The sequence below is a fragment of the Massilia sp. BSC265 genome (genome assembly GCF_000740675.1).
Taxonomy (GTDB): domain Bacteria; phylum Pseudomonadota; class Gammaproteobacteria; order Burkholderiales; family Burkholderiaceae_D; genus Telluria.
Map to the genome: position 1 here is coordinate 1 of NZ_JPXI01000019.1, position 25,067 is coordinate 25,067.

The 25,067-nt window shown below is 66.1% G+C and carries 20 protein-coding genes, 1 tRNA gene and 1 pseudogene; 13 read left to right on the forward strand and 9 right to left on the reverse strand.

The annotated features are described in order from the left end of the window. From MA09_RS02980 to MA09_RS02995, 4 genes and pseudogenes are all read left to right on the forward strand, one after another. Positions 1-810: pseudogene (locus MA09_RS02980) on the forward strand (aminopeptidase); the annotation flags it as partial. Beyond that, a complete protein-coding gene (locus tag MA09_RS02985; RefSeq protein WP_307182924.1) occupies positions 810-1,340 on the forward strand; it encodes a DUF6702 family protein in 531 nt (176 codons plus the stop codon). The pseudogene MA09_RS02980 and the gene MA09_RS02985, both read left to right, overlap by 1 nt. Then, positions 1,340-3,415, forward strand: coding sequence for a TonB-dependent receptor (locus MA09_RS02990; protein WP_036245373.1), 2,076 nt, complete (start codon positions 1,340-1,342; stop codon positions 3,413-3,415). The genes MA09_RS02985 and MA09_RS02990 overlap by 1 nt, the downstream gene beginning before the upstream one ends. 63 nt (positions 3,416-3,478) lie before the next feature. Next, positions 3,479-4,240: a 2OG-Fe dioxygenase family protein gene (locus tag MA09_RS02995; protein WP_036245375.1), complete on the forward strand. Its 762-nt coding sequence runs from the start codon at positions 3,479-3,481 to the stop codon at positions 4,238-4,240. A gap of 201 nt (positions 4,241-4,441) precedes the next feature. Here the strand turns inward: MA09_RS02995 and MA09_RS03000 are convergent, their stop codons facing one another. After that, a complete protein-coding gene (locus MA09_RS03000) occupies positions 4,442-5,419 on the reverse strand; it encodes a DUF1800 family protein (protein ID WP_161783189.1) in 978 nt (325 codons plus the stop codon). A 139-nt stretch (positions 5,420-5,558) separates the two neighbouring features. Here MA09_RS03000 and MA09_RS03005 point away from each other — a divergent pair, with 139 nt between their 5' ends. From MA09_RS03005 to MA09_RS03015, 3 genes are all read left to right on the forward strand, one after another. Continuing rightward, complete coding sequence (locus MA09_RS03005; RefSeq protein ID WP_036245496.1) at positions 5,559-6,758, forward strand: efflux RND transporter periplasmic adaptor subunit; 1,200 nt, start codon at positions 5,559-5,561, stop codon at positions 6,756-6,758. A gap of 11 nt (positions 6,759-6,769) precedes the next feature. Beyond that, complete coding sequence (locus MA09_RS03010) at positions 6,770-9,892, forward strand: efflux RND transporter permease subunit (protein ID WP_036245381.1); 3,123 nt, start codon at positions 6,770-6,772, stop codon at positions 9,890-9,892. Between the two features lie 140 nt (positions 9,893-10,032). Continuing rightward, entirely contained in the window at positions 10,033-10,527 is a 495-nt protein-coding gene (locus MA09_RS03015; protein ID WP_036245383.1) for a hypothetical protein, read from the forward strand. An 80-nt stretch (positions 10,528-10,607) separates the two neighbouring features. Here MA09_RS03015 and MA09_RS03020 read toward each other — a convergent pair whose 3' ends face one another. Further along, positions 10,608-11,426 carry a YqjD family protein gene (locus tag MA09_RS03020; RefSeq protein WP_036245384.1) on the reverse strand — a complete coding sequence of 273 codons (819 nt, stop codon included), beginning with the start codon at positions 11,424-11,426 and terminating at the stop codon, positions 10,608-10,610. A 454-nt stretch (positions 11,427-11,880) separates the two neighbouring features. Here MA09_RS03020 and MA09_RS03025 point away from each other — a divergent pair, with 454 nt between their 5' ends. Then, positions 11,881-13,053 carry a DUF2325 domain-containing protein gene (locus tag MA09_RS03025; RefSeq protein WP_036245385.1) on the forward strand — a complete coding sequence of 391 codons (1,173 nt, stop codon included), beginning with the start codon at positions 11,881-11,883 and terminating at the stop codon, positions 13,051-13,053. A 104-nt stretch (positions 13,054-13,157) separates the two neighbouring features. Continuing rightward, positions 13,158-14,219 (forward strand): acyltransferase, encoded by a 1,062-nt coding sequence (locus tag MA09_RS03030; RefSeq protein ID WP_081897389.1) that lies wholly within the window; start codon positions 13,158-13,160, stop codon positions 14,217-14,219. A gap of 67 nt (positions 14,220-14,286) precedes the next feature. Here MA09_RS03030 and MA09_RS03035 read toward each other — a convergent pair. From MA09_RS03035 to pepN, 3 genes are all read right to left on the reverse strand, one after another. Beyond that, positions 14,287-14,362: transfer RNA gene (locus MA09_RS03035), tRNA-Thr, on the reverse strand. 98 nt (positions 14,363-14,460) lie between these two features. Then, a complete protein-coding gene (locus tag MA09_RS03040) occupies positions 14,461-15,462 on the reverse strand; it encodes a class 1 fructose-bisphosphatase (RefSeq protein ID WP_036245387.1) in 1,002 nt (333 codons plus the stop codon). 182 nt (positions 15,463-15,644) lie between these two features. Beyond that, positions 15,645-18,290, reverse strand: a complete 2,646-nt coding sequence (gene pepN / locus MA09_RS03045) for an aminopeptidase N (protein WP_036245388.1) — start codon at positions 18,288-18,290, stop codon at positions 15,645-15,647. Between the two features lie 193 nt (positions 18,291-18,483). On the opposite strand from pepN, the gene MA09_RS03050 reads away from it, so the two are divergent. Continuing rightward, on the forward strand, positions 18,484-19,149 hold the full coding sequence (locus MA09_RS03050; RefSeq protein WP_036245389.1) for a DUF4136 domain-containing protein: 666 nt from the start codon (positions 18,484-18,486) through the stop codon (positions 19,147-19,149). A gap of 137 nt (positions 19,150-19,286) precedes the next feature. On the opposite strand, the gene MA09_RS25455 is transcribed toward MA09_RS03050, so the two are convergent. Genes MA09_RS25455 through MA09_RS03065 form a run of 4 tightly spaced genes read right to left on the reverse strand, consistent with a single transcriptional unit; the run spans position 19,287 to position 21,710 of the window. Further along, positions 19,287-19,409, reverse strand: coding sequence for a hypothetical protein (locus tag MA09_RS25455; RefSeq protein WP_267872569.1), 123 nt, complete (start codon positions 19,407-19,409; stop codon positions 19,287-19,289). Beyond that, positions 19,406-20,380: a quinone oxidoreductase gene (locus tag MA09_RS03055; protein ID WP_036245497.1), complete on the reverse strand. Its 975-nt coding sequence runs from the start codon at positions 20,378-20,380 to the stop codon at positions 19,406-19,408. The genes MA09_RS25455 and MA09_RS03055 overlap by 4 nt, the downstream gene beginning before the upstream one ends. Positions 20,381-20,394: 14 nt before the next feature. Next, entirely contained in the window at positions 20,395-20,793 is a 399-nt protein-coding gene (locus tag MA09_RS03060) for a methylglyoxal synthase (protein WP_036245390.1), read from the reverse strand. Further along, on the reverse strand, positions 20,790-21,710 hold the full coding sequence (locus tag MA09_RS03065; protein ID WP_036245393.1) for a DMT family transporter: 921 nt from the start codon (positions 21,708-21,710) through the stop codon (positions 20,790-20,792). Before MA09_RS03065 ends, MA09_RS03060 begins: the two co-directional genes overlap by 4 nt. 213 nt (positions 21,711-21,923) lie before the next feature. Here MA09_RS03065 and MA09_RS03070 point away from each other — a divergent pair, with 213 nt between their 5' ends. From MA09_RS03070 to purD, 3 genes are all read left to right on the forward strand, one after another. Continuing rightward, complete coding sequence (locus MA09_RS03070) at positions 21,924-22,694, forward strand: DUF2182 domain-containing protein (protein WP_051933117.1); 771 nt, start codon at positions 21,924-21,926, stop codon at positions 22,692-22,694. Between the two features lie 144 nt (positions 22,695-22,838). After that, positions 22,839-23,564, forward strand: a complete 726-nt coding sequence (locus tag MA09_RS03075; RefSeq protein WP_036245399.1) for a YebC/PmpR family DNA-binding transcriptional regulator — start codon at positions 22,839-22,841, stop codon at positions 23,562-23,564. A gap of 112 nt (positions 23,565-23,676) precedes the next feature. Continuing rightward, entirely contained in the window at positions 23,677-24,942 is a 1,266-nt protein-coding gene (gene purD / locus MA09_RS03080; RefSeq protein ID WP_036245401.1) for a phosphoribosylamine--glycine ligase, read from the forward strand. Positions 24,943-25,067: the final 125 nt, after the last annotated feature.

Sequence of the window (25,067 nt, forward strand, 5' to 3'; positions counted from 1 at the left end):
ATCCTGCGCGAGACCATCCTCGGCCGCGAGCTGTTCGACTTCGCCTTCAAGGAATATGCCGAGCGCTGGAAGTTCAAGCGCCCGACCCCGGCCGACTTCTTCCGCACGATGGAAGATGCCTCCGGCACCGACCTGGACTGGTTCTGGCGCGGCTGGTTCTACACCACCGATGCGGTCGACATCAGCGTCGACGGCATCCTTGAATACACCGTCAGCACCAAGGATCCGGAAATCGAGAAGGCCTGGGCGCGCGCGCGCAAGCAGGAAGAGCCGATCTCGATCACCGACCAGCGCAACAAGGGCATGGAGCGCCGCGTCGACCGCTTCCCGGAGCTGAAGGACTTCTACAACGAGAACGACGACTTCACCGTCACCAACAAGGACCGCAACAAGTACAACGAGCTGATTAACGGCCTGGAGGACTGGGAAAAGGCCCTGCTCAAGGAAGGCAAGCACCTGTACCTGGTGGACTTCTCGAACAAGGGCGGCCTGGTGATGCCGCTGATCGTGGAGATCACGACCAAGAGCGGCAAGAAATACATCGAGCGCATTCCGGCCGAGGTATGGCGCTACTCGCCCAAGAAGATCACCAAGCTGTTCGTCACCGACGAGCCGATCGTGGGCCTGGTCCAGGACCCGTACTGGGAGACCGCCGACATTGACGTGAGCAACAACGCGTGGCCGGCGAAAGCGACCCCGTCGCGCCTGGAACTGTTCAAGTCCGAGCGTGAACCGGCGAACAACCTGATGCGTGACTTCAACACCAAGCTCGCGCCTGCGAAGACGTCCGACGCGAAGAAAGCCGAGTAATGATGATGTTTCGCCTGAAGCACTCCTTCAAGGCGCTGTGCGCCGCCGCCCTGCTCGTCGTCAGCGCGGCGGCGGATGCCCACCGCTTCCACATGGGGATCACCGAGGTCGCGTTCAATCCGCGCACCGGCAGCACGGAGATCGTCCACACCTACATGGCGCACGACATCGAGGCGCTCCTGATGAACCTGTACGGGCGCCAGTTCGACCTGGGCGATCCGGAAGACCAGGTCGTGCTGCGCAAGTATGTCGAGAGCCGCTTCGTCCTCAAGGGCCAGGACAAGGCGCGCCTGCCGGTGCGCTGGGTCGGCATGACCGCCGATTCGCAGAGCGTGGTCATCTACCAGGAACTGGAGAACGCACCGCTGTCGAAGACGGCCGCGATCCACCAGGGCGTGCTGATGGACTTCCTGCCCGACCAGGTCAACACCGTCAACCTCAACAACGCGGGCGCCATCCGCTCGCTGACTTTCACCCAGGCCGCCATGGAACAAGCAACACAGCAGCCGACGCAAGAGAAACAACCGTGATGTTTCGTCCCACCCATACCAAGATTGCCTGCGCCGTCGCGGCGCTGTTCCTGCATACCCCGGCCCTCGCCGACGACTTCGTCCTGCAGCGCGTCCTCGTCGAGGGCTCGCGCACCAGCCAGATCGGCATGACCGACTCGGCCAGCTCCGGCACCGTCGGCGCGAAGGACCTCGAGAACCGCACCGTGTACCGCCCCGGCGAACTGCTCGAGGCCACGCCCGGCCTGATCGCCAGCCAGCACAGCGGCGAGGGAAAAGCCAACCAGTTCTACCTGCGCGGCTTTAACCTGGACCACGGCACCGACCTCGCCACCTGGGTGGACGGCATGCCGGTCAACCAGCGCAGCCACGCGCACGGCCAGGGCTGGACCGACCTGAACTTCCTGATCCCGGAAATCGTCACCCGCCTCGACTACCGCAAGGGCCCCTATTCGGCCACGGACGGCGACTTCGCCTCGGCCGGCAAGGCTTCGATCGCCTACGCCAACCGCCTGGTGTCGCCGCTGGCTTCCGTGACGCTCGGCCAGGACGAGTACGCGCGCACGGTGCTGGCCGCATCGCCCGAACTGGCGGGCGGGAACCTGCTGTATGCGCTGGAACTGATGAAGAACGACGGCCCGTGGACGCGCCCGGACGGCTACCGCAAGATCAATGCGGTGCTGCGCTACAGCCGCGGCTACGCCAACAACGGCTGGACCGTCACCGCCATGCACTACCGCGGCCACTGGAACGCCACCGACCAGATCCCGCTGCGCGCCGTAAGGGGTGGCCAAAGCGGCGGCCAGATCGGGCGCTTCGACGCGATCGACCTGAGCGACGGCGGCGAAGCCCAGCGCAGCAGCCTCTCGGGCAGCTGGCGCCGCACCACCCAGGACACGGCCAGCAGCCTGAGCGCCTACGCGATCCGCAACCGGCTCGACCTGTATTCGAACTTCACCTATTTTCTCAACGACCCGGTCAACGGCGACCAGTTCGCCCAGCCGGACCGCCGCGTGACCACGGGCCTGGACGGCAGCCACACCTGGCATGCGTACAAGCAGGGCGAGATCGCGTCGGACATGACCGTGGGCTTCCAGCTCCAGAACGACAACATCTTCAACGGTCTGTACGACACCCGCGCGCGCCGGCGCATCGCGACCACGCGCGAAGACCACATCGTCGAGGGCAGCGCCGCCGTCTACCTGGAAAACGCCACGATGTGGAGCAAGGCCCTGCGCACGGTGGTCGGCGTGCGCGCCAATGCCTACCGCTTCCGCGTCGACGGCGACCGGCCGGAGAACGCCGGCCGCGCCCGCGATTCCCTCGTGACGCCGTCGCTGAGCGTGGCCTACGGTCCGTGGCAGCATACCGAGCTGTACTTCAACTATGGCCACGGCTTCCACAGCAACGATGCGCGCGGCACCGTGGCCACGGTCGATCCGAAGACCCTCGATCCGGTGGACTCTACGGCGGGCCTGGTACGCTCGCGCGGCGTGGAACTGGGCCTGCGCACGGTGGCAATCCCGAAGACGGAGACCACGGTGTCGGTGTACCGCCTCGACTTCGATTCCGAGCTGACCTACATCGGCGACGCCGGCAATACCGAGGCCGGCGACCCGAGCCGGCGCTACGGCGTCGAGCTGTCGAACAGCGTGCGCGCCAACAAGTGGCTGACCTTGAACTTCGACGCGGCCTATGCGCGGGCGCGTTCGCGCGGCGGCAACCCTGCCGAAGGTGTTACACATGCGCGCATCCCGGGCGCCGTCGAAGGCGTGGCCCAGCTCGGCTTGACGGTAGACCGCGCCGGCCCCTGGTCGGGCGCCCTGCGCCTGCGCTACTTCGGGCCGCGTCCGCTGATCGAGGACGACAGCGTGCGCTCGCGCGCCAGCCTGACGCTCAACGGCCGCGTGGCTTATCGGATCGGCAAGGACATGCGCATCGAGCTGGAAGGCTTCAACCTCACCAACCGGCGCGATTCGGCGATCGACTACTACTATGCTTCGCGCTTGCCGAACGAGGCGGAAGCTGTCGACGACATCCACTTCCACCCGATCGAGCCGCGCTCCTTCCGCCTCAGCTTCACGAAGAACTGGTAAGAACCGGGCTCAGGAATTGCCCATGGTCATGTCGGCAGCATGGAAACCTGCTACGCTAACCGGATGACCATACGTGACCTACCCTACACCGATCCGTCGCAGCTGGCGGACGCCGTGCGCAGCGAGGGCTATGCCCTCCTGCGCCCTTCCGACGTCGCGCGCCTGGCCGGCTGCACCCTCGACGAGCTGCAGTCGCTGGTGCCGAGCTGGGACCGGCTCGAGCTCGACAACTACCTCAAGGACGGCGGCCGCTACCGGCGGCGGCGCCACTCCTGCTTCATCGACGACAGCGACGACGCCGGCCACGCGCTGGTGCAGGTGCCGCACCGGCCGCACTGGCAGCCGGTCGAGTACAACGCCCTGCACGGCGGCATGCACCGCCTGTTCGCGCCGGTCGAGCTCGAGACGGTGAAGAATCCGGCCTGGGGCCGCCTGCTGCGCGCGCTGGGCGACGTGTGTTCCAGCGTACGCGGGCGCCAGACCTGGTACGTCGAAGCGCACCAGTTCCGCATCGATACCGCCGACGGCATCGGCCGCCCGACGCCGGAAGGCGCGCACCGCGACGGCGTGGACTTCGTCGCCGTGATCCTGATTCATCGTACCGGCATCAAGGGCGGGGAAACGCGGGTGTTCGAAGCCGACGGGCCGGCGGGCAAGCGTTTCACGATGCTGGAACCGTGGACCCTGCTGCTGCTCGACGATGCGGCCGTCATCCATGAATCGACGCCGATCCAGCCGCTGGGCGAGCATGGACACCGCGATACGCTGGTGCTGACCTGGCGCACAGGGTCTTTCCAGGGGGCTGATGTGGCCCAGACGGACTGAACACGCAAAAAAAGCGCCCGCGAACCTTGCGGCTGGCGGGCGATAATCCAATTTTCGGAGAAAACTGGAGGAGACAGTTCCAATATACCGCCGTTTTTTGTGCAGTGCAATACCGTAGAATTACGTAGTCAAATGCGAACAGGAAGCGTTTCCAAAAAAGGCAGCCCCGGCCGTTTTGTTGCGCCGCGCAATTTTCGCCTTCTAGTAACGCAAGAACTCCTGGTTCTGCAGCTGTTCTCGCAGGCGGACCGGATCTGCTGGCTGGCCGCGTGCCGCCGCCATGGCCACAGCGGAGGGCGTCGGCGCCGTCATCAAGACCGGCCCCGGCTGGGATACGCTCCCTTGTGCCGCCTCGATGGCACGCAGCGGCGGTGCCGATGAAGCGTACTCATGCGGTCGAACGGGTGCAAGCGCCAGTCGGCCACCCGCCAGGCGTTCGACGAACTCGGCGCGCTCCTTATCCGACAGCGGACCGCGCACGAAAGGCATCAGCGGCGCCACGTTCTCCACCACCAGGCCGGAGGCCCGGACTGCCGAGGACACGAAGCGGAGCGCGTCCTTCTCCTTGCCGTTCCACTGCGACCGCGCCAGGAACTCGGGGCTGGTCAACAGTCGGCGCAGCACGGCGCGCTGGTCTCCTCGTGTCGACTCCCACACCCGGGCTACCGACCGCTGCAGGTTTGCCGACGGAGCCGTCACGAAGTGCCGCACCAGCGCCTGCATCGCAGCCCCTTCTCCACCACGCTTGCCCAAGGCCGCGCCCAGACCGGCATAGCTGCCGAGCACATGCGGTCGCACTACCCGGCCTGCGGCATCCCCTTCCCTGAAATGCTGCAGCCAGAACCCCACCAGCACTTCTTCCAGCTGGCGCGGACTCGCAATGGCACGTAGAAGCGCTTCCTCGCCGTGCGCATCAGGTCCGGACAGCGCGCGCAGGCGCTCCTCCAGGCGCGGCGGCATGGGCGGCGGCGCCAGCTGGCTGTCGACGTAAGCCTGCACGCCCATTGCGCGCACCCGCGCCAGCTCGCCTGGCGACGGGCCGTAGCCCAGGCGGTTCAACAGGTGTTGCGCCAGCCCCTCGTCGATGGGGGTGGAGACCTGCGCACGGGCGGCGCCGGCCATCGCCAGGAGGAGCAGCGCGAGTGCCGCGCGACAAAACAATACGGTAAGGACTTGCATTCCAGCTTTATATACCCACACAGGGTCCGTTGCTCCGCCGTTTGGTAAATATTTGTAAGTACGCCAGGCCATGAATCACCCCGCATGGCATTGCAACTTTGCTACACTTGACAGCTTGAACCAAAGTCCATTGACGAAGATGCCTACCCTCCGCCGCCTGCCCCAGAATCTCCCCGTCCCGCTGCTTGCCATCGCTGGCGCAACGCTCTGCTTCGCCACGGCGCTGGCCTTGCCTCAGCGCGCCACTGCCAAGGACGAGAAGCCGGCCGCCCCGACACCGGCCCTGACCGTCACCACCGGCCAGCCCGCCACGACCAAGCTGCCGCTAGGGCTGACCGCCAACGGCAGCGTCGCCGCCTGGCAGGAAGCCATCATCGGGAGCGAGTCGAACGGCCTGCGCCTGAGTGAAGTGCGCGTGAACGTCGGGGACGTCGTCAAGAAGGGCGAAACGCTGGCCGTGTTCGCCAGCGAGACCGTGCGCGCCGACGTCGAGCAGGCGCGCGCCGCGCTGCAGGAAGCCCAGGCCAATGCCAGCGCCGCCAAGGCGGACGCCGACCGCGCACGCGCCCTGCGCAACTCCGGCGCGCTGAGCGAGCAGCAGGTCACCCAGCTCCTGACGGCCGAGCGTACCGCCCAGGCCCGCGTGAGCGCCAGCAGGGCGACGCTGGCCCAGCAGGAACTGCGCCTGCGCCAGGCCACCGTCGTCGCGCCCGACAGCGGCATCATCTCGAGCCGCAGCGCCACCGTCGGCGCCGTCACCGGCCCGGGCACCGAACTGTTCCGCATGATCCGCCAGGGCCGCCTCGAATGGCGCGCCGAAGTCACCTCGAATGACCTGGGCCGCCTCAAGCCGGGCATGCGCGCCGCCGTCCGTGCCGCCAGCGGCAGCGAGATCGTGGGCAAGGTGCGCACCGTGGCGCCGACCGTCGATCCGCAGACCCGCCTGGCCCTGGTCTATGTCGACCTGCCGCCGTCCCTGTCGGCCAATGCGCCGCTGAAGGCCGGCATGTTCGCCAGCGGCCGTTTCGAACTGGGCGCCTCCAGCGCCCTCACCGTGCCGCAGCAAGCGGTTGCCGTGCGCGACGGCTTCAGCTACGTGTTCCGCCTCAACGGGGACAGCCGCGTGAGCCAGCTGAAGGTCACCACCGGCCGCCGCCTCGGCGACCGCGTCGAGATCGTGGGCGGGCTGGCGGCCGGCACGCCGATCGTCGTCAGCGGGGCCGGCTTCCTGAACGACGGCGATCTGGTGCGCAATGTACCAACCCCGGCGCCAAGCCCGGTGCCGAACCCGGCCCCGGCGGCGCCGGCGAAGACGCAGCGCCAGACCGCGGCGCGCTGAGCGGAGCGAATATGAACTTTTCCGCTTTATCGATCCGCAACCCGATCCCGGCGATCATGCTGTTCGCCCTGCTCACGCTGGCAGGGCTGCTGGCCTTCAAGGCCAGCAAGATCCAGGATTTCCCGGACATCGAATTGCCCATCGTGACCGTGGCCGCCACGCTGGAAGGCGCGGCACCGGCCCAGCTCGAGACCGAGGTGGCGCGCAAGATCGAGGATTCGGTCGCCACCCTGCAGGGCGTCAAGAACATCTATACCCGGGTGCTCGACGGCGTCGCCACCATCACCGTCGAATTCATCCTCGAGAAGGACCTGTCCGACGCGGTCAACGACGTGCGCGACGCGGTGGCGCGGGTACGTGCCGACCTGCCGCCCGAGATGCGCGAGCCGAGCGTGACCAAGGCGGCCACCGCCGGCCGCGTGGTCGCCACCTTCACCGCCGAACCGAGCAAGACGGCCGGCAGCGCCATGGACCAGCAGGAACTGAGCTGGTTCGTCGATTACGACGTGGCCAAGCGCCTGCTCAGCGTGCCCGGCCTGGGTGCGGTCAAGCGGGTCGGCGGCGTGACCCGCGAAGTGCGGGTCGAGCTGATTGACGAGCGCATGGCCGCGCTGCGGGTATCGGCGCTGGACGTCTCGCGCCAGCTGCGCAACGTGCAGAGGGAAAGCCCCGGCGGCCGCGGCGACGTCAGCGGCGCCGAGCAATCGGTGCGCACCATCGCCACCGTGAAGTCGGCCCAGGAACTGGCGCAGATGGACATCCCGCTGCCGGACGGCCGCCATGTGAAGCTCGAGCAGGTCGCCACCGTCCTTGATACCGTGGCCGAGCCGCGCGCGCTGGCCGAGCAGGATGGGCGCAGGGTGGTCGGCTTCGAGGTCTTCCGTACCCGCGGGGCGGGCGAGGTGGATGTGGCCGAAGGCGCGCGCGCGGCCATCGCCCAGCTGCAGAAGGAGCACCCGAACGTGGTGCTGCGCGAGGTGATCGACAACTCGGAGCCGGTGCAGGAGAACTTCGACGCCTCGATGGAGATGCTGTACGAAGGCGCGGTGCTGGCGGTGCTGGTGGTGTGGTGGTTCCTGCGCGACTGGCGCGCGACCTTCGTGGCCGCGGCCGCCCTGCCGCTGTCGGTGATTCCCGCCTTCCTCGGCCAGTACCTGTTCGGCTATACGCTCAACATGGTGACGCTGCTCTCGCTGGCGCTCGTCATCGGCGTGCTGGTGGACGATGCGATCGTCGAGATCGAGAACATCTCGCGTCACCTGCGCATGGGCAAGACCCCGATGCAGGCGGCGCTGGAAGCGGCCGACGAGATCGGGATGGCGGTGATCGCCACCACCTTCGCCCTGGTCGCGGTGTTCCTGCCGACCGCCTTCATGGGCGGTATTCCGGGCAAATTCTTCAAGCAGTTCGGCTGGACCGCAGTGATCGCGATCCTGGCCTCGCTGGTCGTGGCCCGCCTGCTTACCCCGATGATGGCCGCCTACATCCTCAAGCCGGCCAAGCACCACGGCGAAGAGAAAGACGGCCCGCTGATGCGGCGCTACATGACCGCCATGCAGTGGTGCCTGCGCCACCGCCTGGCGACCTCGATCGGCGCTGCCGTGTTCTTCCTCTGCTCGATCGCCCTGGTGCCGCTGCTGCCGACCGGCTTCGTGCCGCCGGCGGACCGCTCTCAGACCCTGATCACCGTGGAGTTGCCGCCCGGTTCGACTCTCTCGGAAACGCACGCCGTGGCCGAGCAGGCTCGCGTGGCGGCGATGCAGGTAGCAGGCGTGAAGAGCATCTTCAGCTCGATCGGCGGCGGCTCCAGCGGCGATGCCTTCGCCCCCGGCGCAGCGGCGGAAGCGCGCCGCGCGGTGCTGACCGTGAGCACCGTCCACCGCGACGAGCGCGACGTCGGGCTGTCGGACATCGAGCGCGCGCTGCGCGTCAAGATGTCGCAGATTCCGGGCGCGCGCTTCAATGTCGGCGCCCCCGACACCGGCACCAAGCTACAGCTGGTGCTGCGCAGCGAGAACCCGGAGCTCTTGACCACGACGGCACGCCAGGCCGAGCGCGAATTGCGCACGCTGCAGGGCATCGGCAACGTCAGTTCCAGCGCCTCGCTGGTGCGACCCGAGATCATCGTGCGCCCGGACTTCGCGCGCGCCGCCGACCTGGGCGTGACCGCAGCCGCCATCGGCGAGACGGTGCGCGTGGCCACTGCGGGCGACTACGACATCGCGCTGGCGAAGATGAACCTGGACGAGCGCCAGGTGCCGATCCGCGTCAAGTTGCCGGACGCGGTGCGCGCCGACCTCGATGCGCTGGGCCGCCTGACCGTGCCCGGCTCGCGCGGGCCGGTGCTGCTGGCGAACGTCGCGACCATCACCATGGAAAGCGGCCCGGCCCAGATCGACCGCCTGAACCGCACCCGCAACGTGACCCTGGAAGTCGAGCTGCAGGGGCGCTCGCTGGGCCAGGTCAACAAGGAGGCGCGCGCCCTGCCGGTGTTCCAGAAGCTGCCGCCGGGTGTGCAGATCGCGGAACTGGGCGACGCCCAGGAAATGAACGCGCTATTCGCCAGTTTCGGCGTGGCGATGCTGATCGGCGTGCTGTGCATCTACGGCGTGCTGGTGCTGCTGTTCAACGACTTCATGCAGCCGGTGACCATCCTGGCCGCGCTGCCGCTGTCGATCGGCGGCGCCTTCGTGGCCCTGCTGCTCACGCAGAATGCGCTGTCGATGCCGACCATGATCGGCCTGATCATGCTGATGGGGATCGTGACCAAGAACTCGATCCTGCTGGTCGACTATGCGATCCTGGCGCGCGGAGCGGGCATGAACCGCTTCGATGCCCTGGTCGACGCCTGCCACAAGCGTTCGCGCCCGATCATCATGACCACCATCGCCATGGGCGCCGGCATGCTGCCGCTGGCGCTCGGCCTGTCGGGCGACCCGAGCTTCCGTTCTCCGATGGCGATCGCCGTGATCGGCGGCCTGATCACCTCGACGCTGCTGAGCTTGCTGGTGGTGCCTGCGGTGTTCACCTATGTGGACGACTTCGAGCACTTCATGAAGCGCCAGATGGGACGCATGCGGCGCAAGCCGGTAGCGGCGCCGGTGAAGGAGCCGGCCTCGGATCCGGTGAAGTGATCCTGCCTGAGCGTGGAGTGGAAACGGCGTGCCGCACAAGCACGCCGTTTTCGTTTCACGGGTGAGAACGGGCGGACATGTCGGCCGATCGTTCGTGTATGCTCGGCGGCCATGTTCATTACCTCAGGAATCGCCGAAGGATGTCCCCCATTCGTCCGCTCGCCGCCCTTGCCGCATGCTTCGCAGTGTCGTTCCCGGCCGCGGCCGACGACAGCCAGATCCCCATGCATGCGGAGCGCTTCGTGCGCGCCTTGCAGCAGCAGCGCTTCGATGACGCCGCTGCGATGTTCAAGCCTGGGGAAATGCAGGCCCGCAAGGCAACTTCGGCGCAATTGCAGCGCATCGCGACACGCATCGGCGGTTTCCCGACCATGCGCAACGCGCTGTCGCTGCCGGACGGCGCCACGCTCAAGTTCGCGTTGCCGTCGGATGCGCGCCGTTTTCTGCAGTCGAACAGGTTTCACCAGGTCGCGTACACGACGACCGCTGTCGACGGCCAGCCGGTGTTCTACGTACTGGCCCTTGACGGCGGCGTGGCGCCGCAGCGTGTCCTGTGGGTTGAAGTCCACCTTCCGACTCCGGACGCCGCCTCCAGGCAGCGCGCCGGGCAGGCCCTGGCCGATCTTCTGCGCTGACGCGTCGACGGATTACCCATTCATAAAAAAACCCGGCCAGGCCGAGGCCCGCCGGGTTTTTCATTGATGGCTTATGCCGATCAGTCGCGATAGTAGCGATATTCCTTACGCTCGGTGGTGTTGCTGCTGCCCAGCAGCTTGGCCAGCAGGAAGCCGACGCCGGCCGCGACCAGCAGGGCGGTGCCCGGGTTGGTCTTCACGTACTCGGTGCTCTTGGTCGAGTAGGTCTGGTAGGTTTCACCCAGCTGGCCCTTGCGCTGGCCCAGGCTCTCCGAGGCGCCGCTCAGCATGCCGGTCAGGCGGTCGACGCCTGCGTGTGCGGTGCTGACCAGGCGGTCGACCAGCGGCTGTGCGCTTTGTGCGAGCTGGTCGATCTTCTCGTGCGCCTTGTCAGGCGTGATGTTCGACATGGCGGCCTTGATGCCGCCCTGGCCGCCTTGCGACTGGTCGCCGCCCGACGACATGTCCGACGACTGTGCGCTGGCGCCGCTCATGCTGCCGCTGCTGCCCGAGCTGCTGCCGCTCGAGCCCAGGGCGCTGTTGCCGCCGGTCGAGCCGCTCATGCTGCCGCTGGTGCCGGCTGCGCTCGAACCCAGCGAGCTGCTCTGGCTGCCGGTGCTGCCGGTGCTGCCCAGGTTGCCCGAGCCCTGCGAGCCGCTCTGCATGCTGCCTGCGTTGCTGGTGCCGCCGACGACACCGCTGCTGCTGCCGGTAGCCGGCTTGGCGGTGCTCGGCGAGGCGTTGGCGCTGCCGAGGCTGCTCGACGAACCGCTCTGGCTGCTGCCCGAAGCGCTGCTGCCCTGGTTCAGGCCAGAAGTCTGGCTTTTACCGATGCTCGAACCTGCACCCTCGCGGCTTGCGTCGCTGCCTTTTCCCTCGGTAGGTTTCTGATTATCCATGATGTATCCCTCGTTAAAATGTAGACCAACGCGATTAGACCGATACCCGACTATCACCACATTCTTCCTCGATTCCGCCTCAAACGGCGCGAGGGACGACGATTGACTGCGCTATCTCAACGCAGAACTTTGTTTCTTGCCGTTGCTCCATTCCCATAACTCGGGACCTAAAACCAACGCAAAAGTTCCACCGTTAGCGTAAGCGTCCTCGTCGCTGCGTGAGCGGTCGCCTGTGGCGGTCCGAAAACGCGCGCAGTATCGGACACTGCGTCGCGATACAAAAAATACAACGGCCGTGCTTCCGGGACCGTGCGCTGACTAACAGAGCTGTGCCATCCACCGGAATGACGCCCCGGCGCGGCCCTGCCGCGGCGAATCCGCTTGCCATCCACCTCAGCTGCGCTATCATATGAATGATAATCATTCTCATTTACGAGCTGAAAGGAAACGACGCATGTGCGACAAACACGCTCCGCAGGCCGCCGAGGCATCGCAACAGGGATCGCGCCGCCGGCGCGTCTGGGAACTCGGCCAGGCCAGCCACTGCCCGCTGGTCGGCGTCGCCTTGCCGCTGAACGCCTTGCGCAAGCTGGTGGAACGGGTCACGGGCGGCAGGCTGCTGCACGACGACTACGATATCCACGTCGGCGCCGTCAGCGAATGCGCCCAGCGCAACCCGGTCTCCGAAGCGCTGCAGAAGGAACTGGAGCGGCGCTACGCCGCCGACGTCGCCCGCTTCCGCTGCGCCAGGACCACGGAGGAAGTCGGCGCACTGTGGACGCAGGCGGTCGATGCCGGCAACGTGGCGGGCGCGTTCTGGGCCGCCCTCACCCACCCGCGCTGCACGCCCGGGCTGGAGCAGCAGATGTGCCGCGACATCCACATGGTGCAGCACCAGGCCGGCGCCGGCGCGCGGGCCGACATCGACAAGTACAAGGCCGTAGCAAGCGAGAATGCCCGCCTGGTGCGCGAGCTGGCCCGGGCGCAGGGCCGCTGCCATGCGCTGCAGCAGGAAAAGACCGCGCAGGCCGAACGCTACGAACGACAGCTGATGGCCGGCCGCGCCGCGCTGGTCGCGAAGGACACCGACATCCACCAACTGCGGTCCGAGCTGGCCCGACTGCAGGCAGAGGTGCCCGAGCTCGAGACGCGCAAGCGGCTTGCAAATCGCGTGGCGCAGATGGAAGAACGGGAAGCGGCATTGCGGGCCCAGGTGGCGGCATTGAAGGCCGCACGCAATGCGGCCCCGGATACGCCGGCACCGCCGGCAAGCGCCGAAACACCTGCGGATGTGCCGCACATGTCCGTGGCGGTCCCGGTCCGGCTGGTGAACCGCAGCGTGCTGTGCGTGGGCGGGCGCAGCGGCAGCGTGCCGGTCTACCGCAACGTGATCGAGCAGGTCGGCGCGCAGTTCGCCCACCACGACGGCGGGCTGGAAGACAGCGCCGGCCAGCTGGACGCCAGCCTGGCGGCGGCCGACCTGGTGATCTGCCAGACCGGCTGCATCAGCCATCACGCCTACTGGCGGGTGAAGGATTACTGCAAGCGCACGGGCAAGCGCTGCATTTTCGTGGACAACCCGAGCGTGTCGAGCCTGGTGCGTGGGCTGCAGGAAGCGGCCCTTTGAATGCGTCGCATGCGCTAGGCGCGTTCATTCAATCGTGCGGCTTTCCCAAAAGTAAATTGATAAACTTCTAATCGTTAAGTTTTACAATTGACGTTAAAAGTTTGATGGCACAGCAACTCGTATCCGATCGCATCGCCATGCTCAGGTATCTCATGATCGTCGGCGTGGTCGTCCTGCATACCCCGCCTTATGTGCCCATCATCGAGACCGGCCCGGAGACCTTCGACTTCATCAAGGCTTTCTTCCAGCACGCCGCATTTCGCGCCACCGTGCCGGTGCTGGCGGGCATGTCCGGCTACCTGCTGTTTCGCTCCGGACTGGACCAGGATTGGACACGGTTGTTCAGGAAGAAGATGCGTACGATTGCCCTGCCCTTCCTCGTGTTCAACCTGCTCGTGCTGGCCGGGGCCTTCCTGGCCCAGCACCTGCTGGGTCTTCGCATGAGTTATCAGCTCTTGCCCTTCGATGCGCCGACCTGGCTCGATGCGGCCTTCGGCATGTCTGCATCGCCGATCAACTATCCGCTGAATTTCCTGCGCGACCTGATGGTCCTGATGGCACTCGCGCCCCTGCTGGGCTTCATCCTGCGCAGCCGGCCATGGATGGGATTCGCGGCAGTGCTCCTCATTTTCTTCAACAACCTCGATGGCGCGCTGGTCCTGCGCGACGTCATGCCGGTCATGTTCTACGTCGGCGGGCTGGCGGCGACGCGCAACTGGAACCTGCTGGCCCTGGACCGCTACGCCCTTCCCTGCCTGGGACTACTCGTCGTCCTGTGCATGTGCGTGGTTCACTTCCGGATCGGTAACACCACCTATTTCCGCTTCATCGCCCCCGTCCTCATCTGGTCCGCGGCTGCGCTGCTGCACGATACGCGGCCCGGGCGCTGGATGCAGTCCCAGAGCAAGGCCAGCTTCCTCATCTTCCTGGCCCATGCGCCCCTGCTGCTGGTGTCGTCGGTGGCCTACCAGACGCTCGCTGACGGCCTGCCTTACCCGCTCTACTGGTTCGCGATACCGGTAGCGATCGTCGCCATCCTGAGCCTGCTCCACCGCACGTTCATGCGCCTCTGCCCGCGCGCGTTCGCAGCGCTGATCGGGGCGAAGCCGCCGGATGTGGGCGCCACGGGGGCGTCGCCGGGCGTTCCCGCACGCGTCTCGCCCTGATCGGGGTATACAGACCAGACCCAAATGCAAAAAGGGCCACCCTGTGGGGTGGCCCTTTTCATTATCCTGGTGCCGCTGACCGGAATCGAACTGGTGACCTTCGCATTACGAATGCGCTGCTCTACCGACTGAGCTACAGCGGCTCTACGCGGGCAATCCCGACGAAGAGCCGTATTCTAGCAAACAACTCCGGAAACTTGCTAGTCCGGCTCGGCAATTTCAAGCGAACATTAGCAAAAAATTACTCCGCGTGATAACGGGTGACCAGTTCGACCTCGCTCTTCGACCCGAGGAACACCGGGACGCGCTGGTGCAGCTTGGTCGGCTGGATATCCATGATGCGCTGCGTGCCGTCGGTGGCGGCGCCGCCGGCTTGCTCGACGATCATGGCCATCGGGTTGGCTTCGTACATCAGGCGCAGCTTGCCCGGCGAAGACGGATCGCGCATGTCGGCCGGATACATGAAGATGCCGCCGCGGTTCAGGATGCGGTGCACGTCGGCCACCATCGAGGCGATCCAGCGCATGTTGAAGTCCTTGCCGCGCGGGCCGGTGGCGCCAAGCAGCATCTCGTCCACGTAGCGCTGCACCGGCGCATGCCAGTGGCGCTTGTTCGACATGTTGATCGCAAACTCCTTGGTGGCTTCCGGGATCTGGATGTCGCTCTGGGTCAGCACCCAGGAACCCATTTCACGGTCGAGAGTGAAGCACTGCACGCCGTTGCCGGTGGTGAGTACGAGCATGGTCTGGGGCCCGTAGACGGCGTAGCCGGCCGCCACCTGCTGGGTGCCCGGCTGCAGGAAGTCCTGCTCGGTCGGTTCCGTCATGCCTTCCGGCGCCTTCAGCACCGAGAAGATGGTGCCGATCGAGACGTTGACGTCGATGTTCGAGGAGCCGTCGAGCGGGTCGAACAGCAGCAGGAATTCGCCCTTCGGGTAGCGGCTCGGGATCTTGCGGATGGTTTCCATTTCTTCGGACGCCATCGCCGCCAGGTGGCCGCCCCACTCGTTCGCCTCCAGCAGGATCTCGTTCGAGATCACGTCGAGCTTCTTCTGCACTTCGCCCTGGATGTTCTCGGTCTCGGCGCTGCCCAGCACTTCGCCGAGGGCGCCCTTGCTGACCGAGTAGCTGATGCGCTTGCACGCGCGCGCCACGACCTCGATCAGGAGGCGCAGCTCGGCGTTGATGGTCTGGTGGAGACGTTGTTCCTCGACCAGGTACTGCGTCAGACTTACGCGTTTCATGAACTTCCTTTGGTTTGGTTTGGATTCGGTTCTTGTTTTTGTAGGGTGGGCGGGTCTCCCGCCCACGCGGTCAAGCCACGGTGGTGGGATTGCACGTGCGGCTCTTCATGCATTAACGGTCACCGCGTGGGCATTTGTAATTCCGGGCATTGCCCGAAATTACCCTGCCCACCCTACGAACATCAATTGGCAAGTGCTTTCGTGACGATCTCGCGCACGTCGTTCGAGAGCCGCTGCTGCCCCGCCACCTGCTGCAGCGCGGTCTTCATGTGCTGCTGCAGTTCCGGCGTGTAGCGGCGCCAGCGGTCCATGGCGCGGGCCAGGCGCGCGGCGACCTGCGGATTGAGCGCGTCGAGCAGCACGACGTGCTCGGCCCAGAACAGGTAGCCGCTGCCGTTCGGGGCATGGAATTCGACCGGATTGTTCATGCAGTAGGTCGCGACCAGGCTGCGCGCGCGGTTCGGGTTGCGCAGGTTGAAGGCCGGGTGGCGCATCAGCTCGCGGACTTTGGCGATGTCGGTGGTCGGCGCCGAGGCCTGCATCGCGAACCACTTGTCGACCACCAGCGCCTCGCCCTGGAATTCGTCGTAGAAGCGCGCCAGCTCGGCCTCGGCTTCCGGCGCCCGGGCATGGATCAGGGCATTCAGGGCACCGGCGCGGTCGGTCATGTTGTCGGCCTCGCGGCACTGGCGCAGTGCCAGCGCGACGGTCTCTTCGTCCGGTGCCGCGTTCAGGTAGGACAGCGCCAGGTTCTTGAGGGCGCGCTTGCCGGCGGACGCGGCATCCGGGCTGTAGGGGCCGGAGGTCTGGTTGGCTTCGTACTGGGCCAGCAGCTCGCCGCGCAGGCGCGCCCCGATATTGGCGCGCATGAACTGGCGCGCCATGTGCACGGCCAGCGGATCGACGCTGTCGAGCTGTTCGGCGATCATGGTTTCGGTCGGCAGCAGCAGGGCCTGTTCGCGGAAGGCCGGGTCGAGCGACTCGTCCGTCAGAATCTTGCGCATCGCCTCGATGAAGGTGTCGTCCAGGCTCAGGCGGGTGGAAACCGGCGCTTCGCCGGTGAGCTTGAGCAGGCGCCCCATCGCCAGGCGCTGCCCAGCTTCCCAGCGGTTGACCGGGTCGCTGTCGTAGCGGAACAGGTGCAGCAGCTCGGTGTCGCTGTAGCCGTGCTGCAGGACGACCGGCGCCGAGAAGTCGCGCAGGACCGAGGGCACCGGCTGTTCCTTCACGTTCGAGAAGACGAAGGTCTGCTGGCTTTCCGTCAGCTCGAGCACGGTGGTGGTGCCGCGTTCTTCACCATCGACGCTAAGGGGCATGTCCTTGCCCTCCCGGTCGAGCAGGCCGATCGCCACCGGGATGTGAAAAGGCTTCTTCTGCGGCTGGCCCGGCGTCGGCGGGCAGCTCTGGTGGAAGGTAATGCCATAGGTCTGGGCGCCCTCGTCGTAGCGCGCCTCGAAGCGCAGCACCGGGGTGCCGGCCTGGTCGTACCAGCGCTCGAACTGGGTCAGGTCGCGGCCGTTGGCGTCGGCCATCGCCAGGCGGAAGTCGTCGCAGGTGACGGCCTGGCCGTCATGGCGCTGGAAGTACAGGTCCATGCCCTTGCGGAAGCCGTCGCGGCCCAGCAGGGTCTGGTACATGCGCACCACTTCCGCGCCCTTCTCGTACACCGTGACGGTATAAAAATTGTTGATCTCGACGAAGGAGTCGGGACGCACCGGGTGCGCCATCGGGCCGGCGTCTTCCGGAAACTGGGCCTGGCGCAGGGTGCGCACCTGGTCGATGCGGGTGACGGCGCGGCCGCTCTCGGTGCCGATCATGTCGGCGGTGAATTCCTGGTCGCGGAAGACGGTCAAGCCCTCCTTGAGCGACAGCTGGAACCAATCGCGGCAGGTGACGCGGTTGCCGGTCCAGTTGTGGAAGTACTCGTGCGCCACCACCGCCTCGATGCCCTGGAAGTCGATGTCGGTCGCCACGCGCGGGTTGGCCAGCACGAACTTGGTGTTGAAGATGTTCAGGCCCTTGTTCTCCATCGCACCCATGTTGAAGTCGCTGGTGGCGACGATCATGAAGCGGTCGAGGTCGAGCTCGAGGCCGTAGCGCTCCTCGTCCCAGCGGATGCTGTGCTTGAGGGACTGCATCGCGTAGTCGGTCTTGTCGAGGTTGCCTTCTTCCACCCATACCTGCAGCAGGGCGTCACGGCCATCGGCGAGGCGGAAGGTTTCTTCCTGGCAGACCAGGCGCGCCGCGACCAGCGCGAACAGGTAGGAGGGCTTCTTGAACGGGTCTTCCCACTTGGCGTAGTGGCGGCCGTCGCCGAGTTCGCCCTCTTCCAGCAGGTTGCCGTTGGACAGCAGCACCGGGTAGCGTTCCTTGTCGGCCCGCAGCATGACGGTGTACTTGGCCATCACGTCCGGGCGGTCCGGGAAGTAGGTGATGCGGCGGAAGCCCTCGGCCTCGCACTGGGTGAAGAAGTTGCCGTTCGAGGTGTACAGGCCGCTCAGCGTGGTGTTCTGCTCGGGTATGCAAACGGTCTCGATCTCGAGGATGGCTTCCTCGGGCGCGTTCGGGATGGTGAGCATGGTGCCGTTGATCGCGTAGTCGCGGTCTTCCAGCAGGCGGCCGTTCAGGCGCAGCGCCACCAGTTCGATGTCTTCCCCGTAGAGCTCGATCTCGCGCTGGGCGCTGCCGGGGTTGCGGCGCACCGTCATCCGATTGGCGACAACGGTACGGGCAGGGTCGAGGTCGAAGCCAAGCTCAACAGTTTCCACCAGGTAGCTCGGCGGGGTATAGTCACTCCGGTAAATCGTCTGGGGCGTATCGGTGCGCATAGGAAGTCCGCAAAAGGCAGGTTGTGGGCAATGCTGAAGTGCTTATTTTACCAACAAGATTTCCTCACACCCGCTACGTTTCCCGTGTATCAGAATGTGGATGCAGTAACCGTGTGTAAATAATTTTCGGGAGTTGCTGAACAGAAGGTAATCTAGAGGATCGGAAAAGTCCGTATTCACGAGGGAGAAAGCAATGAAACGCCTGATGATCGCCGCCGGAGCGGCGTTCACGATGCTGCTGACCGGGTGCGCCACCACGATCCGCAGCGATGTCACCACCTTCCACCAGTGGCCGGCGCAGATCGAGGACAAGAGCTATGTGTTCGAAGCGCCGCCGGCAGCAGACGACACGCTGGAATACCGCGCCTACCAGGACCTGGTGCGTGGCCAGCTGGCGCGCCTGGGCTTCCGTGACGCCGTGGGCGGCAAGCCGGCCCTGACGGTATCGATGCGCTTCAGCACCACGGAAGTGCCGGTGCGCGTCATCGAGCCGATTACGCCGTTCTACCACCCGTTCGCCCATCCGTTCTACCGCCCGTACTACCATCCGGCGCGGCGCTTCGGCTACCGCGGCCTGCACCGTCCGTACTGGGGCGGCTTCTACAGCAGCCCGTTCTATGATCCGTTCTGGAGCCCGGCCTACCAGGTCTCGGTCGAGAACCGCTACCGCCGCGAGCTGCAGGTCGGGATCAAGTCGGCTGCCGATGGCAAGCGCTTGTTCGATGTCACCGTGCACAACACCAGCCGCCAGCTGTCGACGCCGGCGCTGATGCCGGCCCTGGTGCAGAGCGCCTTCGAAGGCTTTCCGGGGCCCTCGGGCGTGGCGCGACGGGTCGAGCTGAAGCAGCAGAACGGCTGAGTTTGGGCGCAATGAGGCCGCAATGAAGAACGGGGCCGTCGGCTCAATGCCTGTCAGTTAGGAAGGACTGTAGAGTGGGCGGGGTCATTTCGGGCAATGCCCGGAATGACCCCGCCCACCCTACGAAACCTGCCACATTAACTGAAGTATGCCTCCGAGCCGAACGTGATCGCCACGATCAGCACCAGCGCGAACGCCAGCACGATCAGGAGCCGCCCGAACTTCGGCGCCCCGCCGTCTTCCTTGTCGGTGTCCCTCATGGCAGCAACACCGTCGACCCGGTGGTGCGGCGCCCTTCCAGCGCCCGGTGCGCCTCGGCCGCGTCCGCCAGCTTGAAGCGCTGGTTGACCTCGATCTTCACCTTCCCGCTTTCCACCATCCCGAACAGGTCCGCCGCCATCGCCTCGAGCTCCGGGCGCGTCGCGGCATAGGCGAACAGCGTCGGCCGCGTGATGTACAGCGAGCCGCGCGAGGCCAGCTCGCTCAACGCGAAGGGCGGCACCGCACCCGAGGCATTGCCGAAGCTGACCATCAGGCCGCGCGGCTGCAGGCAGTCGAGCGATCGGAGGAAGGTGTCCTTGCCGACCGAGTCGTACACCACGGGCACTTTGGCGCCGTCGGTAATCTCCAGCACGCGCTGCACCACGTCCTCGGTGTTGTAGTTGATGACGTGGGCCGCGCCGTGGGAGCGCGCCAGTTCCGCCTTTTCCTCGGAGCCCACGGTGCCGATCAGGTTCACGCCGAGCGCCTTCGCCCACTGGCAAGCGATCAGCCCGACGCCGCCCGCCGCCGCGTGGAACAGGATGGTCTGCCCCGGCTGCAGCTGGTAGGTCTGGCGGAACAGGTACTGCACCGTCAGACCCTGCAGCATCATGGCGGCCCCCAGCTCGAACGGGATCGCATCGGGCAGGCGCACCAGGTGACTGGCCGGCATGACGCGCGCCTCGCTGTAGGCGCCTGCCGGGCCGCCGGCATAGGCGACGCGGTCGCCCGGCGCCACGTGCGTGACGCCCTCGCCCACCGCCTCGACCACGCCGGCGCCTTCCTGGCCCAGCCCGGACGGCAGCGCCATCTTGTACAGGCCGGTGCGGTAGTACGTATCGATGTAGTTCAGGCCGATCGCGTGGTGGCGTACGCGCGCCTCGCCCGGTCCCGGTTCGCCGACCTCGACATCCACGTAGTCGAGCACTTCAGGGCCGCCGGTGGCGGCGATACGGATTGCCTTGACCATCATGGCGCCTCCCTTCAGCCCTGCGCGCCTGCCTGCGACAGCTGCGACAGCACCAGCCGCGCGGTCGAGACATTGGTGGCGCAGGCAATGTTATGCACGTCGCAGGCGCGGACCAGTGCGTTGATGTCGGGTTCGTGCGGTTGCGGCGTCATCGGGTCGCGCAGGAAGATCACGCAGTCGATCTCGCCCTGCACCAGCTGGGCGCCGATCTGCAGGTCGCCGCCGACCGGGCCCGAATGCTTGCGCTCGACGGTGAGCCCGAGCTCATTCGCCAGGCGCCCGCCGGTGGTGCCGGTGGCCGAGAGCGTGCAGCCCTTGAGAAAGCCAAGGTATTCGCCCGCCAGGGTGATCATGTCGTCCTTTTTCTTGTCGTGCGCGATCAGAGCAATGCGTGGTTTTTTCAGTGTCGTCATTTTTTCAGCGAGAGCAGGTAGATCCCCACAAGCACGAGACCGGTGCCGGCCAGCTGCACGCTGGTGATCGGCTCGCCGAGGATCAGCGCGCCGAGGAACAGCGTCGACACCGGACCGATCATCCCGGCCTGCGAGGCAGTCGCGGCGCCGATGCGCTGGACCGCGGCCATGGTCATGAACACAGGGAAGATCGTACAGAATACCCCATTCACCAGCGAGAGCCAGTAAACCTCGGCCGGCTGCACCAGCATGCTTGCCGGGCGCAGCAGGAAGAACTGGGCGATGCAGGCCACGCTCGACACGCACATCGCGTAGGCCACCAGGCGCAGCGAGCCGATGCGCTTGACCATCTCGCCGGTGCCGAGCAGGTAAATAGCATAGGAAATGGCCGAGCCCAGCACCAGCAGCGAACCCAGCGTCACGCTCCCCGAGCCGCCCGCCAGGTCATGCACGAACACCAGCACGATGCCGCAATAGGCCAACCCCAGCGCCGCCCATTCCGTGGCGGCGATGCGGCGCTTGAAGATCACCACGTTCGCCAGCAACACGAAGGTCGGGGTCAGGAACAGGATCAGCCGCTCGAGGCCGACCGAGATGTGCTGCAGCCCGAGGAAGTCGAGGTAGCTCGACAGGTAGTAGCCAAGCAGGCCCAGCACGACGATGCGCCAGCGGTCCTGGTTCGACAGCGGCGGCTCGGTCCGCATCTTCCAGAGCGCCACGGCGGCAAACACCGGAAGCGAGAACAGCATTCTGAACGCGATCAACGTCACTGCATCGATGTGGTAGCGATACAGCAGTTTGGCGACGACAGCCTTCGTGGAAAACAGGACGGCGCCGGCGACGGCGATCGACAGGCCGGCGACGAGGGCCGCACGTGGTAAAGGAGCAGCAGGGTTGGCAGTGGCGCTTTTGTTCATCCGACGATTGTACGGGCGTTCTGCCGGGCTCGCTGAAGGCGACCGGAACCGCGGGCCAGAACGCGGCCGGCTCGGCGCTGTCGAACAGCACACATCAACCATACCGAGGAGAGACCAAATGACGAACTCGTCAAACCATGGCACTGGGCGGCACCTGGCGGGCACAAGCTTCGTGCACGCAGCTGCCCTGCAGTCGCACCGCGGGAGCACCCAATGAGCCTGGCCGGCATCGATGAACGCCTCGGCAGCCCGGTCGCGCTGGGCCTGGCCTGGATGGCCCTGCTCGCCTGTGCCTGCCTTGCCTGGCTCGCCTTCCAGAGCGGCGCGGTGCCGCAGCCCGTGCCCGGCACGCCCTCCCTGCCGCCGCCGGCGCCGCTGCGCGCCGCCGAAGTGCTGCTGCTGTTCACGATGTGGACGGGCCTGTGCGTAGCCCTGATGCTGCCGGCCGCCGCAGGTGCGCTGTTCGTCTACCTGCGCGTCGCGCGCTGCCGCGCAGGCGTGCGCTGGCCGCACCTGGCAACCACCCTGTTCGCCACCGGTTGCTTGCTGGCCTGGACCGGCTTTGCTGCGCTGCTCACCCTGCTGCACTGGACCCTGCACGACGCCGGCTGGCTCGACGCCAGCCTGGGGACGCCCCAGCCGGCCCTTGGCCTGGCGCTGGTTGCCGCCGGGGCCTGGCAGTGGACACCGGCCAAGCACGCCTGCCTGCAGCACTGCCGGGTACCGCTGGCCGGCGTGCTGGTCGGCTGGCGTGGCGGCGTGCTGGGCGCGCTGCGGCAGGGAGCGGAACACGGACGCATCTGCCTTGGCTGCTGCTGGCTGCTGGCACTCCTGCTGCTGGGCGGCGGACCGGGCAACCCGGCCATCGTCGCGCTGGCGGGGCTGCTGGTGCTGGCCGAACTGCGGCTGGAGGAAGGGCCGTTGGCCGGCGGCGTGGCCGGGGTGGCGATGGTGGCGGGCGGTACCTGGCTGTTGTTTCCGTGACAGTTTGCTCACGGCCTTGGGCGATTTTGCAAGAGGGGCCTATGCTAGAATGTCGGCCACTCTTGCATACAGGAAGTCCGAAAACTGCCAATGTAATGTGCAGCAGGTCTTCGGATTTCTCATACCGTCTAAGGAACATGGGAAATGGCTGGACACAGCAAATGGGCCAACATCAAGCATAAGAAAGCCGCCACCGACGCCAAGCGCGGCAAGATCTGGACGCGCCTGATCAAGGAAATCACCGTGGCCGCGCGCATGGGCGGGAGCGATATCGCTTCCAACCCGCGCCTGCGCCTCGCGGTCGAGAAGGCGGCCGACGCCAATATGCCGAAGGATAACGTCACCCGTGCGATCCAGCGCGGCGCCGGCGAACTCGAAGGCGCGAACTACGAAGAAATCCGCTACGAAGGCTACGGCATCGGCGGCGCGGCGATCATCGTCGACTGCCTGACCGACAACCGGGTGCGTACCGTGGCCGAAGTGCGCCACGCCTTCAACAAGTACGGCGGCAACATGGGCACCGAAGGCTCGGTAGCCTTCATGTTCAAGCACGTCGGCCAGTTCCAGTTCGCGCCGGGCGTGGACGAGGACAAGCTGATGGAGGCCGCGCTGGAAGCCGGCGCCGACGACGTGGTGGCCGATGAAGAAGGCGGCTTCGAAGTGCTGTGCGACCCCTATGCCTACGCGGGCGTGAAGGAAGCGTTGGAAAAGGCCGGCTTCAAGGCCGAAGTCTCGGAAGTCATCATGAAGCCGGACAACGAGACCGTGCTGGTCGGCGAAGATGCCGTCAAGATGCAGAAGATCCTCGATGCGCTGGAAAACCTGGATGACGTCCAGGATGTCTACACCAACGCTGTCATCGAAGAGTAAGACAGCAGCCTTAAGCTGTCGATGATGTGAAGACCGGCTGGCAGGCCAGCCGGAAATCCACAGCAAAAATCCATAGCAAAAATCCGTAGCAACCAAGTAGGAACGCGCCCGTATGAAAATCCTCGTAGTCGGCTCTGGCGGCCGTGAACACGCCCTGTCCTGGAAACTGGCCCAATCGGAGCGCGTCCAGACCGTCTTCGTCGCCCCGGGCAACGGCGGCACCGCGCTGGACGACCGCCTGGTGAACGTCGAGATCACCGACCCCGCGGCCTTGGCCGATTTCGTGGTGGCCGAAGGCGTCGCCCTGACCCTGGTGGGCCCGGAAGCGCCGCTGGCCGCCGGCATTGTCAACCTGTTCCGCGCCCGTGGCCTCAAGATCTTCGGGCCGACGAAAGAGGCGGCGCAGCTGGAAAGCTCGAAGGACTTCGCCAAGGCCTTCATGCAGCGCCACGGCATCCCGACCGCGAAGTACCAGAGCTTCTCGGATGCGGCCGCAGCGCACGCCTACGTGGATGCGAACGGCGCGCCGATCGTCATCAAGGCCGATGGCCTGGCCGCCGGCAAGGGCGTGGTGGTGGCGATGACGCTGGACGAGGCACATGCCGCGGTCGACCACATGTTGTCCGACAACGCCTTCGGCGACGCCGGCGCGCGCATCGTGATCGAGGAATTCCTGGCCGGCGAAGAAGCCAGCTTCATCGTCATGTGCGACGGCAAGAACGTGCTGGCGCTGGCGACCAGCCAGGACCACAAGCGCTTGAAGGATGCCGACGAAGGCCCGAATACCGGCGGCATGGGCGCCTACTCCCCTGCCCCGATCGTGACTCCGTCGATGCATGCGCGCGTGATGCGCGAGATCATCAACCCGACCATCCAGGGCATGGCGAAGGACGGCATCGTCTTCACCGGCTTCCTGTACGCCGGCCTGATGATCGACGCCGAAGGCAATCCGCGCACCCTGGAATTCAACTGCCGCATGGGCGACCCGGAAACCCAGCCGATCATGGCGCGCCTGAAGAGCGATTTCGCCACCGTGCTGGAGCATGCCTGCAACGGCACGCTGGATACGGTCGAACTGGAATGGGACCGCCGCACCGCGGTGGGCGTCGTCATGGCCGCCGCCGGCTACCCTGACAGCCCACGCAAGGGCGACATCATCGACGGCGTCCCGGCCGAGACGGCGGAATGCATCACCTTCCACGCGGGCACCCAGCTGGTGGGCGGAACGCTGCAGACCAGCGGCGGACGCGTGCTGTGCGTCGTGGGCCTCGGCGACAGCGTCAAGATGGCGCAGAAGCAGGCGTACGAGACCGTGGAGAAGATCCACTTCAACGGCGCGCAATACCGTCGCGACATCGGCTGGCGCGGTTTGAAATAAGATGTCAGGTACGCCTGTCAATCGGGGGAGCAATGCCAGTGGCATTGCTCCCCGAATTCCGTAGTACGCCACGCGCATCACAAGAATAAGTACACCGTCCCATGCAGGTGTACAATCTGCCCATT

Excerpts from the sequence above, each read along its gene's own strand:
- MA09_RS03055 (WP_036245497.1), bottom strand. The coding sequence starts at position 20,380 with ATGGTCAAGGCAATCCGTATCGCCGCCACCGGCGGCCCTGAAGTGCTC.
- MA09_RS02985 (WP_307182924.1), top strand. The coding sequence starts at position 810 with ATGATGATGTTTCGCCTGAAGCACTCCTTCAAGGCGCTGTGCGCCGCC.
- pepN (WP_036245388.1), bottom strand. The coding sequence starts at position 18,290 with ATGCGCACCGATACGCCCCAGACGATTTACCGGAGTGACTATACCCCG.
- MA09_RS03010 (WP_036245381.1), top strand. The coding sequence starts at position 6,770 with ATGAACTTTTCCGCTTTATCGATCCGCAACCCGATCCCGGCGATCATG.
- MA09_RS03000 (WP_161783189.1), bottom strand. The coding sequence starts at position 5,419 with ATGCAAGTCCTTACCGTATTGTTTTGTCGCGCGGCACTCGCGCTGCTC.
- MA09_RS03040 (WP_036245387.1), bottom strand. The coding sequence starts at position 15,462 with ATGAAACGCGTAAGTCTGACGCAGTACCTGGTCGAGGAACAACGTCTC.
- MA09_RS03070 (WP_051933117.1), top strand. The coding sequence starts at position 21,924 with ATGAGCCTGGCCGGCATCGATGAACGCCTCGGCAGCCCGGTCGCGCTG.
- MA09_RS03030 (WP_081897389.1), top strand. The coding sequence starts at position 13,158 with ATGGCACAGCAACTCGTATCCGATCGCATCGCCATGCTCAGGTATCTC.
- MA09_RS25455 (WP_267872569.1), bottom strand. The coding sequence starts at position 19,409 with ATGAGGGACACCGACAAGGAAGACGGCGGGGCGCCGAAGTTCGGGCGG.
- MA09_RS03025 (WP_036245385.1), top strand. The coding sequence starts at position 11,881 with ATGTGCGACAAACACGCTCCGCAGGCCGCCGAGGCATCGCAACAGGGA.
- MA09_RS03075 (WP_036245399.1), top strand. The coding sequence starts at position 22,839 with ATGGCTGGACACAGCAAATGGGCCAACATCAAGCATAAGAAAGCCGCC.
- purD (WP_036245401.1), top strand. The coding sequence starts at position 23,677 with ATGAAAATCCTCGTAGTCGGCTCTGGCGGCCGTGAACACGCCCTGTCC.
- MA09_RS03050 (WP_036245389.1), top strand. The coding sequence starts at position 18,484 with ATGAAACGCCTGATGATCGCCGCCGGAGCGGCGTTCACGATGCTGCTG.
- MA09_RS03020 (WP_036245384.1), bottom strand. The coding sequence starts at position 11,426 with ATGGATAATCAGAAACCTACCGAGGGAAAAGGCAGCGACGCAAGCCGC.
- MA09_RS03005 (WP_036245496.1), top strand. The coding sequence starts at position 5,559 with ATGCCTACCCTCCGCCGCCTGCCCCAGAATCTCCCCGTCCCGCTGCTT.
- MA09_RS03060 (WP_036245390.1), bottom strand. The coding sequence starts at position 20,793 with ATGACGACACTGAAAAAACCACGCATTGCTCTGATCGCGCACGACAAG.
- MA09_RS03015 (WP_036245383.1), top strand. The coding sequence starts at position 10,033 with ATGTCCCCCATTCGTCCGCTCGCCGCCCTTGCCGCATGCTTCGCAGTG.
- MA09_RS02995 (WP_036245375.1), top strand. The coding sequence starts at position 3,479 with ATGACCATACGTGACCTACCCTACACCGATCCGTCGCAGCTGGCGGAC.
- MA09_RS02990 (WP_036245373.1), top strand. The coding sequence starts at position 1,340 with ATGTTTCGTCCCACCCATACCAAGATTGCCTGCGCCGTCGCGGCGCTG.
- MA09_RS03065 (WP_036245393.1), bottom strand. The coding sequence starts at position 21,710 with ATGAACAAAAGCGCCACTGCCAACCCTGCTGCTCCTTTACCACGTGCG.